Source organism: Cypionkella sp. TWP1-2-1b2, assembly GCF_049896245.1.
Classification (GTDB): domain Bacteria; phylum Pseudomonadota; class Alphaproteobacteria; order Rhodobacterales; family Rhodobacteraceae; genus Cypionkella.
This window is the reverse complement of record NZ_JAFCTX010000040.1, coordinates 22884-36551: the sequence shown is the minus strand read 5'-3', so window position 1 is coordinate 36551 and position 13668 is coordinate 22884. Positions and strand designations below refer to the sequence as shown.

The 13668-nt window shown below is 59.8% G+C and carries 12 protein-coding genes and 1 pseudogene; 6 read left to right on the top strand and 7 right to left on the bottom strand.

Translation table 11 applies throughout. The annotated features are described in order from the left end of the window. Window positions 1-114 precede the first annotated feature (114 nt). Genes ACP7AP_RS20045 through ACP7AP_RS20035 form a run of 3 tightly spaced genes read right to left on the bottom strand, consistent with a single transcriptional unit; the run spans window position 115 to window position 3067 of the window. Window positions 115-603 (bottom strand): ParB/RepB/Spo0J family partition protein, encoded by a 489-nt coding sequence (locus tag ACP7AP_RS20045; RefSeq protein ID WP_426037037.1) that lies wholly within the window; start codon window positions 601-603, stop codon window positions 115-117. Beyond that, window positions 600-1496 carry a ParB/RepB/Spo0J family partition protein gene (locus ACP7AP_RS20040; protein ID WP_426037035.1) on the bottom strand — a complete coding sequence of 299 codons (897 nt, stop codon included), beginning with the start codon at window positions 1494-1496 and terminating at the stop codon, window positions 600-602. The genes ACP7AP_RS20045 and ACP7AP_RS20040 overlap by 4 nt, the downstream gene beginning before the upstream one ends. Continuing rightward, a complete protein-coding gene (locus ACP7AP_RS20035) occupies window positions 1490-3067 on the bottom strand; it encodes a recombinase family protein (RefSeq protein ID WP_426037033.1) in 1578 nt (525 codons plus the stop codon). Before ACP7AP_RS20035 ends, ACP7AP_RS20040 begins: the two co-directional genes overlap by 7 nt. 126 nt (window positions 3068-3193) lie before the next feature. Between ACP7AP_RS20035 and ACP7AP_RS20030 the strand changes: the two genes are divergently transcribed. The 3 genes from ACP7AP_RS20030 to ACP7AP_RS20020 are packed head-to-tail and all read left to right on the top strand — an operon-like array spanning window position 3194 to window position 5041. Beyond that, on the top strand, window positions 3194-3568 hold the full coding sequence (locus ACP7AP_RS20030) for an XRE family transcriptional regulator (RefSeq protein WP_426037031.1): 375 nt from the start codon (window positions 3194-3196) through the stop codon (window positions 3566-3568). Window positions 3569-3603: 35 nt separating this feature from the next. After that, window positions 3604-4191, top strand: a complete 588-nt coding sequence (locus ACP7AP_RS20025) for a type IV toxin-antitoxin system AbiEi family antitoxin domain-containing protein (protein ID WP_426037029.1) — start codon at window positions 3604-3606, stop codon at window positions 4189-4191. Next, a complete protein-coding gene (locus ACP7AP_RS20020; protein ID WP_426037027.1) occupies window positions 4184-5041 on the top strand; it encodes a nucleotidyl transferase AbiEii/AbiGii toxin family protein in 858 nt (285 codons plus the stop codon). Before ACP7AP_RS20025 ends, ACP7AP_RS20020 begins: the two co-directional genes overlap by 8 nt. Before the next feature lie 491 nt (window positions 5042-5532). On the opposite strand, the pseudogene ACP7AP_RS20015 reads toward ACP7AP_RS20020, so the two are convergent. Then, a pseudogene (locus ACP7AP_RS20015) lies at window positions 5533-5715 on the bottom strand (transposase); the annotation flags it as partial. Between the two features lie 41 nt (window positions 5716-5756). Beyond that, a complete protein-coding gene (locus ACP7AP_RS20010; protein ID WP_426037025.1) occupies window positions 5757-6614 on the bottom strand; it encodes a sigma-70 family RNA polymerase sigma factor in 858 nt (285 codons plus the stop codon). Between the two features lie 74 nt (window positions 6615-6688). Here ACP7AP_RS20010 and ACP7AP_RS20005 point away from each other — a divergent pair, with 74 nt between their 5' ends. The 3 genes from ACP7AP_RS20005 to ACP7AP_RS19995 are packed head-to-tail and all read left to right on the top strand — an operon-like array spanning window position 6689 to window position 9769. Then, window positions 6689-7297: a MarR family transcriptional regulator gene (locus tag ACP7AP_RS20005; protein ID WP_426037023.1), complete on the top strand. Its 609-nt coding sequence runs from the start codon at window positions 6689-6691 to the stop codon at window positions 7295-7297. Beyond that, complete coding sequence (locus tag ACP7AP_RS20000; protein WP_426037021.1) at window positions 7294-8502, top strand: P-loop NTPase; 1209 nt, start codon at window positions 7294-7296, stop codon at window positions 8500-8502. The genes ACP7AP_RS20005 and ACP7AP_RS20000 overlap by 4 nt, the downstream gene beginning before the upstream one ends. Beyond that, window positions 8495-9769: a DUF6522 family protein gene (locus ACP7AP_RS19995; RefSeq protein ID WP_426037019.1), complete on the top strand. Its 1275-nt coding sequence runs from the start codon at window positions 8495-8497 to the stop codon at window positions 9767-9769. The genes ACP7AP_RS20000 and ACP7AP_RS19995 overlap by 8 nt, the downstream gene beginning before the upstream one ends. A 236-nt stretch (window positions 9770-10005) precedes the next feature. On the opposite strand, the gene ACP7AP_RS19990 is transcribed toward ACP7AP_RS19995, so the two are convergent. Both ACP7AP_RS19990 and ACP7AP_RS19985 read right to left on the bottom strand, forming a co-directional pair. Beyond that, window positions 10006-11856: a dihydroxy-acid dehydratase gene (locus ACP7AP_RS19990; RefSeq protein ID WP_426037017.1), complete on the bottom strand. Its 1851-nt coding sequence runs from the start codon at window positions 11854-11856 to the stop codon at window positions 10006-10008. A 269-nt stretch (window positions 11857-12125) separates the two neighbouring features. Beyond that, a complete protein-coding gene (locus ACP7AP_RS19985) occupies window positions 12126-13568 on the bottom strand; it encodes a DUF6880 family protein (RefSeq protein ID WP_426037015.1) in 1443 nt (480 codons plus the stop codon). Window positions 13569-13668: the final 100 nt, after the last annotated feature.

Here is a 13668-nt window from a genome sequence, read left to right as displayed (position 1 = left end):
TTCCACGCATAACACTCCAGCTGCTCCCGCCTAAAAGCGGGATTGTTGCACGACTGGGGTGGTCAGTTTTGGACGCTGTTCCACCCCGTCAGCTGGTCACTTTTGCACGCTGTTTTACATGTCTTTCAAAAGTTCAGCAACCTCAGGGCAAATCCCGTCGAGCAACTTGCGCTTCATCCGGATGTTCTCGACATTGACATCCAGTGCCTTGGCGATCCGTTCCTCTGACACCCCGCGCTCAACCGCGCGCAGGATCATCTTGTGTTCCTGAACGGTGGCCAAACGGCTGATCCGCTTGTTGTAGGTGAAGGCTTCGTCGTCGATGGCGACAAGGCAGGTGACAGAACTTGCGCCAAGGTCTTTTAGAATCTCAATTCGGATATAGCCGTCGACCAACAAAAACACCCCCGAACCGTCCGCGCCGCGTGCGACGACCGGCGGTTCGATGATGCCCACCTCGGCAATCGAAGCGGCAATCTGAACGTATTTTCGGGACGTTTTTATGTTGGCTGGAAGTTGCTTCACCGGCAGGATCGCCGACAATGGCACTTCAATGCCCTCAGGCTCAAACGCCATGATAACCGCTTGCGCAGATACAGTCATAACGCACCCTCCGTCAGGATTTCAGAAATCATCGTTGGCATCGTCTCAAGCCCTTCCGCACGAAGAAGCGTCGCAAAGTTCTCGTCCCGAAACAGCGCCCGAAACGCGGTTGCGACGAACAGCAAGTTCGCCTGAGCAATATCCGCTTTTCGGACCATCTCCCGCTGACGCTCGGTTTCAATGCGGAAAGCGCGCACCAGCGCATCCGAGGTCATGCGCGTTCTGCCGGTATTGTCACCGGGGTTGGTTTTCTGGCGCTTGCCAAGACGCTGGCGCCGTTCAACGAGCTTGCGTGCGGCCAGCAAACGCTTGCCCTTCAGCTTTCCGGATGTATAGGCAGCGGCGAGTGCCGCCTGAACGCCGTCGCCTTCTGCGCGGGCAATATCGAGCGCGACGCTGACTGGCATTTGACCCGTCTCTACCGCCAGCAGCAGCCGCTCCTCGCCTTGGGCAATCAACTGGCCAATTTCGTGCACATAGGAATAGGTGAGGCCGGTTTTCTCGGCGATCTTCTGGTCAGAATAGCCACGTTCCCGTAAGGCCCCAATGTCATGCAACAGCTCAAGTGGGCGGTGCTGGCGACGAGCAATATTTTCGATCACGCTGCGCAACATCCGGTCTTCTTCACTTGCGTCGATGATGATCGCCGGAATTTCGGTCTGCCCAAGTGCTGCGAAGGCTTCCATCCGCCCTTGGCCACACACCAGGTGAAAGGCCTCAAAATCGGGATCAGCCCGGTCGACCGTCACTGTGATGGGCTTTTTCAGGCCGACTTTGGAAATGCTGTCGACCAGCTGTTTGAAGGTCTTTTCGCTGCGTTCACGTGGATTTTCCACAATCACTCGGTCGATGGGTATCCGCCGGATTTTGATCGGCGCGGTGTGGTCTACCATGGCACCACCTCCGAGATGCGTGTCCGCCCAGCCATGTCGAAGAAGAAATCAAGCGTCTTGAAACGAAAAGCGTCCAGCATCAGGCCATTCTCCTCTGCAAGCCCCAAACGGTTGGTCCGCATCTCGAATTGGGGCAAAAGGTAATAATCGAGAGCGTCCGTGTTCGTGCGGTCCATCCGGATCGCGATGGTGATGTCCGGGGCGAGGCCGGTATCGAAGCGTATCTTCCACCGCAGGCCGCCTGAGGCAATTTGTCGGCAGCGTGCGACGACGACCGAAGTTGTGAATTCACCATTGATGGTCAACAGATCGGTGTCGGAATTCCGCGCGACCACACCGCCCAGCCTGGTGATTTCGCGGGTCACCAGATCGACCGCGTCGCTGTGAAACAGGCGCAACATGCGGTTGACTTCGATGTACTGGTAATCGCGATCCGGGGTGAACCCGACCAACTCGTAAGCTCTGAGCAGGCTGCCGAAGCGATGGGCATAGGCCCCGCTTGACGGCAACCCATCGGCCTCGTCGATCACCAGCCCCGAGATATAGCCGTGGCGCTGGAACAGTTTGGTGAGGCGCTCCAGCATCTCCGTGTCGGAAAACCGGCGATTGCGCGCCTCGATGATCCCCTGAACCTTATGAAAAAGCTTGGGCTCAATGATCGCCTCAAACGCGCCATCTGACCTGATCCACATGTCCGGGCCATTCACGACCCGCTTGCGCTTCAACTTGAAGGAGCGGCGGTTGTAGATGTTGTTGCCGATGTATTTTTCGTTGGTCAGAATCTGATGGACGGTCGCACGGGTCCAGTCGCGGGCAAGGTCGGTCAGGATGCCACGGTCATTCAGTTCGGCAGCGATTTCACTTTCGGACTTTCCATGTTTCAGAAACCGGCTGTAGATCCAACGGACGGTCTGAATCTCGTCGTTGGGGCCCGGCACAAGTGTGACCCGATCGGTCTGCAGACTTTTGTGCTCGCCACGCTTCAGTTCCGTTTTGACCAGACCGCGCTCGTCCAGAAGGACGCGTCGCAGGCCATAGCCAGCCGGGCCACCCTGCCGATACCCCAGTTCGATCAGGCGGCATTGCCCGGCGAAAACCTTGGTAGAGAGTTCCCGGCTGTATTCGCCCGCCATTGCACGCTTGACGCTTTTGACAATTGTAGCGACCGGGCTCCCATCATTTTCGAATTGCTCGGCGCAATACTCGACATGCTTGTTCGCGCGGCGGCAGATGTATTCGTAATAGGCGGATTCGTCAGCATCCTGAAACCGGCCCCAACGGCTGACATCATAGACCAGGATCACATCGAAATCTGCATTGCCCTCCTGCACATCCCGGATCAGCTGCTGCAGCGCCTCGCGCCCTTCGATCCGCAATCCGCTTTTGCCCGCATCTGCATAGGTCCGGACCATCTCCAGCCCACGGTCGTTTGCATAGGCCCGGATGGCATCCGATTGATTTTCGGTTGAGTATTTCTGATGCTCCGTCGACATGCGGACATATTCCGCCGCGCGCCGGGTTGGGCTGATATTGGCAGGTCCTCTTTTAGATGGTGGAGCTGCACCAGCCATACCCTACTCCTGATTAATTCATGCTGGCGTCTCCAACCGATTGGACCAGTCCTTTGGCATTGGGCGGAGAATCGAATCTGCCGCTTTCATGTCGTCTCCACTGGTTTAACGGAGAGGGACGGGGCGATGCGGGTCAAGATGGGCACAGTTGTGCCGAAAAAGGGCACAACTGTGCACGTCACTGCGGATCAGGCCGCATATCGCAAGGCCATCGCCGCCGCGTTGCGCGCGGAATTGGGCCAGACCCACCGGGCCGTCAAGACAGCGATGCGCTGGACAGGGGCGAGTGAACGTACTGTCAAGTATTGGCTTTCCGGCGAACGGGGACCGAGCGGAGAGCACCTGATCGTGCTCGCACAACACTCCGACACGGTGCTTTTGACCATTCTCGCCATGGCCGAACGGCTGGCGGACAGGCGGCACAGATGTGCCGGTTGCCCTGAGCGCCTCCTTGTGTTACAAAACCTAGGACAAAAACCAAATCTGTCCGAGGATTTCTAACACCGATGATAACGGATCACAGCCAACGTGCCCGAATGATCGACTTCATGGAGGACCATGGACCAGCCCGTTCCAGGGATCTGGCGGCGATTGGCGTGGCCGCCACGGCAATCTCGCGCGCGGTTTCCGACGGCGCGGTTGTTCGCATCGGACGGGGTCTTTATCAACTGCCAGACAGCGAACCGGATCTACATTCGGCGCTGATCGAGATCGCCAAACGTGCTCCGAAAGCTGTCATCTGTCTGACCTCTGCGCTGTCTTTTCACCAACTGACCGACCAGCTGCCGCGCAAAATCTGGATCGCCGTTGGCGCGAAGGATTGGGCCCCGAAGATCGACTACCCCCAGATCCGCGTTGTTCGGTTTCGCGAACCCTATCTGACAAACGGGCTTGAGGTTCACAACATTCACGGCGTCGAAGTGCGGGTGTATTCCATCACCAAATCGATTGCTGACGCCTTCAGAAACCCGAAGCTGGTTGATCGGTCCGTGGCCATAGAGGCCATGAAGTCAGTGCTCAACGACCGCAAGGCAACGCCGGGACAACTGGCGGCGGCCGCACAGCAAAACGGTGCCTGGAACCAGATGCGCCCCTATCTGGAGGCGCTGACGTCCAATGGCTAAACCACCCAAGGACGTCGCGGCCTCAGTCCGGCAACGCCTGCTCAACCTGGCACGGCAAGAGGGGCAGGTCTTCGATGTGGTTCTCGTTGCTTTTGGCCTCGAGCGGCTGGTCTACCGCTTGTCGGTCTCTGATTATCGTGATCGCTTCGTCCTGAAAGGCGGGATGCTGGTCACGCTCTGGACGGCCGACACTGGCAGGTTCACGCGGGACATAGATTTCCTGGCATTTGGGTCCGACGAAGAGGCCGCGTTGAAAGAAGCCTTTTCAACGATCCTTGCGATCGACGGCGGTGACGGCCTGATCTACGACACGGCCAATCTGACGGCAGCTGCGATCCGCGAGGATCAGGTTTACGGCGGCATGCGCTTGCGCACGACCGCCTATTTGGGAACCACCCAAATTCCGATCACCGTAGACCTCGGGTTCGGCGATGCCCTCGGCGACCCAAAATACCAGATCGACTATGGCTCCCTTTTGGATTTCCCGACGGCATCCATCCGTGCCTACTCCCCTGCGACCGTAATCGCCGAGAAGTTTCAGGCGGTGGTCGCGCTGGGCATCGCCAACAGCAGGATGAAGGATTTCTATGATCTGTGGACACTGCCAAAGGCGGTCAAGATCGATAGCCAGGAACTGGCCGACACGATCCGGGGAACGTTCAAGCGGAGGGAAACCTCCGTTCCGACGACCTGTCCGGTGGGGCTTTCACCCGCGTTTTCGACCGAACAAGGCAAGGAAACGCAATGGCGCGCGTACTCCATCGGAACCACGCTTGAAGGAAAGCCGCTCGCAGAAGTCACTGCGGAAATATGGTCGTGGATGGATCCAGCATGTCAGTCTGCATCATGAAGCCCGTCGCTGTCTGCCAGTGCCCGCGTATGCGTGCTGTTGCAGTTTTTCCGTGCCGGTGTTGATGTGGCGTTGATGTAGAATGCCAAATGCAAAAAGCGCCCCGAAGGGGGCTCTGCAAGTCTTTGATATCGTTGTTAGATTTGGTTGCGGGGACAGGATTTGAACCTGTGACCTTCAGGTTATGAGTCGTGGCGAACGAACCATGAACAATCCCTCAGAACCGCGCTATACTTCGCATTTTCCGTGGCTTGAAGCCCCCTGCCCGACACTGATCCTACGCCGAATTTCGCAATGGACCGCCACGAACCTCTCCCTCTTGCTTCCACTGTGCTTCCACACGGGCAAGCGATGATGTTCCGGTAGCATGAAGTCATCAACTCATTCGATCGCAACCGGCCCACTACGGACATTCAGATCAAAGTGGCTGCTGCGCAGCAATATCATCGAACCTGACATTCGTACTTGTCTCAGCAACTCTTGCAGCTAGGTCATGATGACAAATGGCGCAGCAAGACGCGGATCGAGGTAATGTCGATGAAGCCGAGGAAGCTTTCCGCTGTTTTGTCGTAGCGTGTTGCGACGCGGCGGGTGTTCTTGAGCTTGTTGAAGCACCGCTCGACCAAGTTCCGCAGCAGGTAGAGCGTGCGGTCGACGGCCACGCGCAGCTTGCGGACACAATCGGGTTTGGCAGGCGTATATGCAGATGTCTCCATCAGGTGGTCGCTGTAGTTGCGAAGGATACACGCAGTCGGGAAAGAGCGGATTCACGAATCTGGCGAACACGTTCGCCCGATACGCCAAACCGTTCGCCCAAAGCATCCAGTGTTTTTGGGGTGTCAGTTACATAGGTTTCGATGATGATGTCTTGTTCACGCTTGGAAAGCCGCTTCAGGTGGGCGGACATGGTGATCCAGAAGGTGCGCGAATCCATTCGTGCGACGACTTCCTTTTCGATGTCCGCATCGGGATCCTCAAGCAGATCCTGCAGCTGCATTGTACCACCATCGTCACTGACGGGCCGGTTCAACGACCCATCCGGCGCGGACAGTCTTTGCTGCATCGACACAACCTGTTCGGGCGTAACTGCAAGTTCGGTCGCTATCTGGTCAACAAGCCGTTCTGGTGGAACATCGCCCGCAGCGACCAGTCGGGCTTCAACACGTTTTAGATTGTGAAACAGCTTACGGCTGGACGCTGAATTCGGAAGCACGACCAAGGACCAGTTCCGAATTTTATAGTCCTGGATTTCTGCCCTGATCCACCATGCGGCATAGGTAGAAAAACGAAAGCCCATGTCTGGGTCAAAGCGATCGGCTGCCTTCAACAACCCGATATTTGCATGCTGCAGAATGTCACTATCTAACTCTCGTCCTTTGCCCCCTGCTCGCTTGGCCGACGCCCTCGCAAGAGCCTGGTGCGATGTGACCAGACGGTTGCGGGCGTGAACATCGCCTTTGTCGCGCCAGCATCTGGCAAGCAGTGCCTCGTTGTGCGCGTCAAGAAATTCTGCACGCGGCGTCTGATTGCGGGCCATTCGGGGCGGTGGGAAGGGTTTGTTCACTATTTTCACACTTGATTTCGTTTCGATACTAATATTGGCGGGAGCGGCTTGTCAATATAGTTTTGAAACGCTACCATCTATTGATGACTGAAAAAGCGACCGACACAGAAGAGATCGCTGAGCTGCTGGTCTATCTTGGCCGGGCGGCACGCGGGACCGACACAGGATCAGACCTCACTGCGGCGCAATGGACGGCCATGCGGTTTTTTGCGCGTGCCAACCGTCTTTCGAGGACGCCGTCAGCGTTCGCCAGCTTTCATGCCACGACGCGGGGCACGGCATCGCAAATCATCAAATCTCTGATGCTGAAGGGCCATCTTGTCCGGCACGAGGCAATGGGTGACCGTCGCAGCATGCGGGTGGACCTGACCATCAGCGGGCAAGCCATCATGCATCACGATCCTTTGCGTGACCTGACAGAAGCCATTGACCGGCTGGAGGGCACGCTGCGTATGGCGTTGCGGCGAGCTTTGCCTGCCTTGGCAGGAGAGCTTGCCAAAATTCGCGGCACCGTGGTCTTTGGAACCTGCGGCGATTGCAGGCATTTTTCGGGCGGTGGCACGACCAGCTATTGTGCCTGCGTCGCAGCCGAAGTCGCCCCGAGCGATCTTGGTCGCCTGTGCATCAATTTTGCCGCGAACCAAAGCGGAACGCCGGTCCTGACCGGTGCTGACCCAAGGAAAAGCCGATGACACCAACACAAGCGACCCCCCGCGCACCTGATGATACCGGCATGGCGCATCTGGGCCAGATCATCGCTGTCGCCAGCGGCAAGGGCGGCGTGGGCAAAAGCACAGTCAGCACCAATCTGGCGTTAGCGCTCTCGGCGCAAGGTGCCGCAGTCGGGCTGGTGGACGCCGATCTTTACGGCCCTTCTGTGCCGGGAATGTTGGGGATTGAGACTGGCAAAAGCCCGTCGATGTCACCGTCGGGCAAGGTGATGCCCGCGCAGGCGCATGGCATCAAGGTCATTTCGATGGGCATGTTGACCGATGACGACAAGCCTGCAATTCTGCGGGGCCCGATGGTGTCGAAATACCTGCGGATGTTCATCCTGGAGGTGGACTGGGGCACGCTCGACTATCTGATCCTTGATCTGCCCCCCGGCACCGGCGACACGCAACTGACACTGGCGCAAAGCTTTCCGCTGACCGGCTCTGTCATCGTCAGCACGCCGCAGGATGTCAGCCTGAAAATCGCCCGGCGCGGCATTCGCATGATGGAACAGGTCAAGGTGCCGATCCTTGGCATCATTGAAAACATGAGCGGGTTTACCTGCCCATCCTGTGGCGAGGTGACCCACATCTTTCATCATGGCGGCGGCGCAAAGATCGCGGAGAGCCTTGGGGTCCCGTTTCTGGGGGCCATTCCGCTGGATCCGGCGATCGTGGATTGCGGCGATGAGGGGCGCCCTTTGGTGATTGCCCATCCTGATGCCCCCGCTGCGGCCGTCTACCGCGACATTGCCGCGATCCTGTCTGGTCGCGTATCCGCCACAGCTGGAATTCCCACGCCGTTTGACTGGCATTGGGCCGATGACGCCAGCAAGCCAAATCCCGCGCCCCAGCCGGGCCACGCGGGGGGTGCTGCCGAAATTCTGGTCGGACTGGATCGCCGCGACGGGCGGACCTTGGTTTTGCGTTGGCAGGACGGCCACGACCAGCAGATCGACATGCGAGATCTGCGCCTGGCGTGCCGCTGTGCGGCCTGTGTCGATGAGATGAGCGGGCGCGCGGTGCTGGACCCGGCGACTGTGCCGCTGAACATCGTGCCGATCCGGATCTGGAGCCTTGGCAACTATGCAATCGGCGTCAGCTTCAGCGATGGCCATCAGTCGGGGATCTACACCTTTGGTCATCTGCGGGGCATGGTGGCTGCCGAGGTTGAAGATGTCTGAACCGGCAGTCTTACTGCGCATCCGTGCCGAAAGCTCGCCCACCGATCCGCACAGCCTGCGCTTTGTGGTGGAGCGTGATGTGCAGGCCGGGGCGGCGGCCACCTTTTCCAGCGTGGCCACAGCACAGGGCGCGCCGTTGGCCGAGGCGCTGTTTGCCATTTCCGGGGTCGCAAAAGTGGATGTATCGGGCGCGATTGTGACGGTGGTCAAGACCAATGACGGCGATTGGACCGCGCTGAAGGGCCCGGTTGCGCAGGCGCTCCGCGACACTATGGCCAGAACTTCTGCGCCGCTGGGTTTGGCGGCCAAAGTCGCCGGGCAGGCCCGGACCGATGCCGAAATCCGGCTGGCCGTGCAAGAGGTGTTGGACAGTCAGGCGAACCCTGCGATTGCCAGCCATGGCGGGCACGTGAGCGTGACGGACGTTCGCGATGGAGTCGTCAGCATGCTGATGTCGGGGGGATGTCAGGGCTGTGCATCCTCTGCCGCGACGCTGCGCGGCGGGGTGGAAAAGATGATCCGGGCAGCGGTGCCCGAAGTCCGCGATATCATCGACGTGACCGACCATGACGCCGGTGCGACCCCCTATTACAGCGCCGCACCGGATGGCCCGCCGATCCCGAAGCGTCCTTTGCTGTATCGTCCCGTCCCACCCGATGCGATCACGCGGGAGGATGGCCAATTCCTGATCTCGCCCGACTACCTTGCTGCGCGTCTGGGGATGGACGCCGAAACCCTCCGGGTAGGTTTACGATCGGGCGAGGTTGTCAGCCAGTGCGAAGCAGGAAGCGGAGCGGATGCGGGCAAGACGCGGCTGATCATACGATCCGCTCACCGTGTCTGGGCGGCCGAAATCGCAGCGGATGGCAGTGCTTATGAAGTTCCGGCGCCGCGAGCTTCTGCAACAGCTGCTGCCGCTGGGAGTATGTTGCGGGATCGCATTCGGGCGCATCTGTCCGGCCTGTCGGCAGAACAGGTGCCGATGACCTATGGCCAGCTTGCCCGGGCAATGGGGCTGTATATGCCCGGTTCGATTGCGAAAGTGACACAGGCGCTGGAGGCGACAATGGTCGAGGACGCCAAGAATGAGGTGCCATTTCTGGCCTCTCTTGTCGTCAGCAAAATAGCGCACGGCAATGCGGCAAATGGGTTTCTTCAGCAGGCGCGCACGCTGGGCCGGGGACCGGGCTTTGGCGAGGATGACCGGGCCTATTACCGGCGCGAGTTCACCGGAGCGGTTGCCATGCTGAAAAGCCGGATAGGCTGAAACAATCGCAGTCCGGGGTATGTCTCTTGCCAGCCCCAAATCCTCGCGATCCTCCGCCAGGCAGAGCGGGGCATGAGCACGGCGTCATTTTGCAAGTCTTGACCGCCCAAACAAGTAAATCATTAACATGACTCCCGCCCGGAAAACACAGGATGCTTGTGTGCAGTCAATGCAGCATTCGACCAGGAGTCGAGGGATCACTATCCAAAAAGACGCGCTTCATGGCCCTTGCGCATTCAAGATCGGAACTTGTTGTGCGGCGTGAAGCCGGAGGGCGTGGCTTCACGTGGGTCGCGAACCCACACGGTGCGGTTTGGGTGCAGCCCAGCGCCCCGGATGGCCGGCACTGCCATGTGCCGCGCGCGCTGCAGCAGGCGGGTATCGGCGAGGCCCAGGCTTGGGTGGAAGCCGCCGTTGCTTGCGACCGCCTTGTCCCAAGCGGACTTGCGGGCGTGCAGGATAGCCGGGTCGTTCAGAGCGGTGCAGTTGATTTCGTTGGTGTTGAGGTCCACGAGGATCTCGTCGCCATTCTCGATGAACGCGATCGGCCCGCCAAGCGCCGCTTCGGGGCCTACATGGCCGATCACAAGACCTATCGAGCCGCCAGAAAAGCGCGCATCCGTCATCAGGGCAATTACGATGCCACGCTCGCGGCACAGGGTGGTGATGCGCGCAGTCGGGTCCAACATTTCCGGCATGCCGGGTGCGCCGCTTGGCCCTTCATATCGCACGATGATCATATCGTTGTCCTCGAACGCCTCGGGCGTCTGGTCCAACATATCCAGAAGGGCCTGCTGACCGTCGAACACGCGCGCCTTGCCGCGGAACAGATTGTTTTCCAGCCCGCCCTCAACCCCGGCCAGCTTGAGAATGGCCGAAAACTCGGGCGAGAGGTTGCCACCAAGCATGCGCAGGCCGCCCGTCGGCTTGTAAGGGGCATCGACCGGATAGATGACCGCACCGTCAGCTCGCTTGGCACCAAGACGCGAGACCTGTTCGGCCAGCGTCTCGCCCGTGCATGTCAGCACATCGCCGTTCAGCAGACCCGCCTCCAGCAACTCGCGCACGATGACCTGCACGCCACCCACCTGGTCGATATCGACCATGGAATATTTGCCATAGGGTCGCGCATTGGTCAGAACGGGGACGACGTGCTGCGAGAGGTGGTTGAACTCCTCGGGGGTAATGATGTCCTTCCAGAAGTCGGCAAAGCCAGCGGAACGGGCGATCTCGGGCGCGTGCAGAAGCGCGTTGGTCGAGCCGCCGATGGCCATGGTGACGATCGTCGCATTTCGCAGGGAATCTCGCCCGACGATATCGCGGGGCTTCAGGTCCGTCTCGATCATCCGCGCAAGCAGTGTGACCAGTTCATCGGGAAACTCCGTCAAGCGGCGGATATCGTCCGACGGGGGCGCCACCATATGCAAGGGCTGCATGCCAAGCACGCCTATGAAGGTTTGCATGGTGTTATAAGTGAACATGCCGCCGCAGCTGCCAAAGCCGGGGCAGGCATGACAGGCAATGTGGTGGCGGTATTCTGCGTCCGGATGGCCTGCCACCTGAAAGGCGCTGACGATATCCAGCTTTTCGCCGGTCTTTGGATCGGTGCCAGGGTGGATCGGACCATCCGACATGATGATGGACGGTAGGTTATGCTCCAGCATGGCCGCAAGTGTGCCGACGGGCGGTTTGTCACAGGCGACTACGGCAATCGTGCCGGCGAGACCAGTCGCGCTGAAGTGTTCACACAAGGCATCATGCGTCACCTCTCGCCCAATCAGCGAGTAGCGCATTTCCGGCGTGCCGTTGCGCATGCCGTCCGAGGTTGCGATGGTAAACTCCGGCTGAACAAGCCGAAACCGGAACTGATCGGGCCCGGTACCGATGCGGGACCTGAGAGCCTGGTGGATTGCCTCGACCTTGGCCGCAACGCCCAGATAGCACTGGCTGTCGCCCTTGGTGCCAACCACGCCAACCGAAGGCTCGTGGATGAGAGCCGGATCGGTGCCGATCTCGAGGGCAAGGCCGATGGTTTGGGTAGACCGGCCGGGATGGCGGTCGATAAGAACTGCGTTTGGATTGGTCAAGGCGGTTTCTTTCCGATTGCTTAGCCGAAGGGCTGAGCCGAAGGCACGAAGTTATCAGTCTTTATAGAACGTAAGCACTACGAATCTGAAGATGGAAAGTCACCGCTGTCCGGAACCAAGTACGGCTGGCACGATGACCGGCAACGTTCGCAAGGGGCGGCGGTTGCAATGCTGCGGTACCGCTAGGCTGCTTCCCGCCCTTAACGCCCGGAATAGCGCACTGAGCCGACCGTCAAGCATGTGGCCCTAGTTCAGGGAGGCAGGCCACATCATTTTCCTTCGACCCGAGACCAGAAGCCGGACTTGCGGCCATGGTCTCGGCGCAAGCGGGCGACATAGTTCGCATGAGGTTCGACCGTCCCGAAGTCCTCGATCTGGCTGGCCAGTGCATCGCATTCAGCCAAGTGCCGCGCTGCATGCTGGTAGCGACTGGATTTCCCGGCGTTAAGCGTGAAATCGATCATCGCGCGCAAGGCCAGCGTGGCGGCTAGGGGGAAGCGCGCCGACAAGGCTTCGGCGGCCGGGGTCAGGATTTCATAGTGATCGCCGTCCAACTCTCTGAACCGCTGCTGAACCAGCCCTGCAGCCCGGTTCAAGGCGGGCCACTGGATCAGGAACTGGAGCGCCGAAAGGACGGCGGGATAGTCCATGACATAGGTCATCGCCTTTTCCTCGGCATCGACATCGTCGAAGTCGGCCAAGCGTTTCAAATAGGCGCGCAGATGGTCCGCGTCGAGGCTGTGCTGAAAGCACTCCAGCCGGAACGCCTGCGCCTCATCACCTCGGCCAAGCGCCTCCAACACTTCAAGCCTGGCTGCCTGCCATTCGTGCGGAACCCAGCGGCTCTTGTCCACTTCCGCCCGCTCGATGAAACCGAGCGCATCCGTTGCCCGGCCCGCTGCCAGCAGCCGTGCGGCAATTTCGGCAGCGATCTTTGGCACCTTGCGCGTTGCCGGATCGTATTGGGCGATGAAGGCATCCACGTCGCCCATCGCATCGGCGATGTCCTTCAACGCCATCCGCACCAGACTTTGCCGGGAGCGTTCTTCCATCTGGTGCGCATAGCTGGCACCGCCGCTGCCATAGCCCACCGCCTCCCATTCGCCTTTCGGCGGCACAGGAACTGGCGTCGCTGCGAGGACCTCGATCCGCTGCTTGAGATGGGCGAGCCCCTCGGCCCCCAGCGCGGGAGTCAGGAGGGCGATCAGGCCGTTATACTGGCCGTAGCCATTGTCGCGCAAAGCCTCAACCGCAGCATCGGCCAGCGCCTCTGGCTGCGTCCCAGCGGCCAGCGCGATCTCGCCCAGCAGTGCACAAGCATCGTGAAACACGCCAATGACGATGCCGCTGCTGTCATCGCAGCGCTCGAACAGTGGCGTGGCAACCTGAATGAAGCGCCAGGTCAGCGCCAGCGCCTCGGCCGGGTCAGCCGGGGCTATCTGCTCCTTGATCGCCCGAAGCTGGCTTTCCAGATCGGTGACCAGCGGCTTGCGGTTTTGCCAGTTCACAAAGCTGCGCGCCCGCGCGATGCTGGTCAGCCGTTTGGCCACTTCTCGCCCCGCCTCTTTCGGGCTCTGCGCCCCGGCCAGCTCCAGTCGCAACCGCCGCTTGGCCACCGCCGAGCCGGTGCTGATTTCGATCAGCAGTTCGGCCAGGCGCTCTGCACCCAGCGCCTCGAGGTTCTTTGCGTTCAGGGTCGACTTCGATGCCATTGGAAATCCGTATCAATTTTGAGCCACCCTAGCAGCGGTCGGCGACGAGCGAAACGCCGACACTGATTCGACATCAAGGCCGGTATTGCGTCATTCCCAG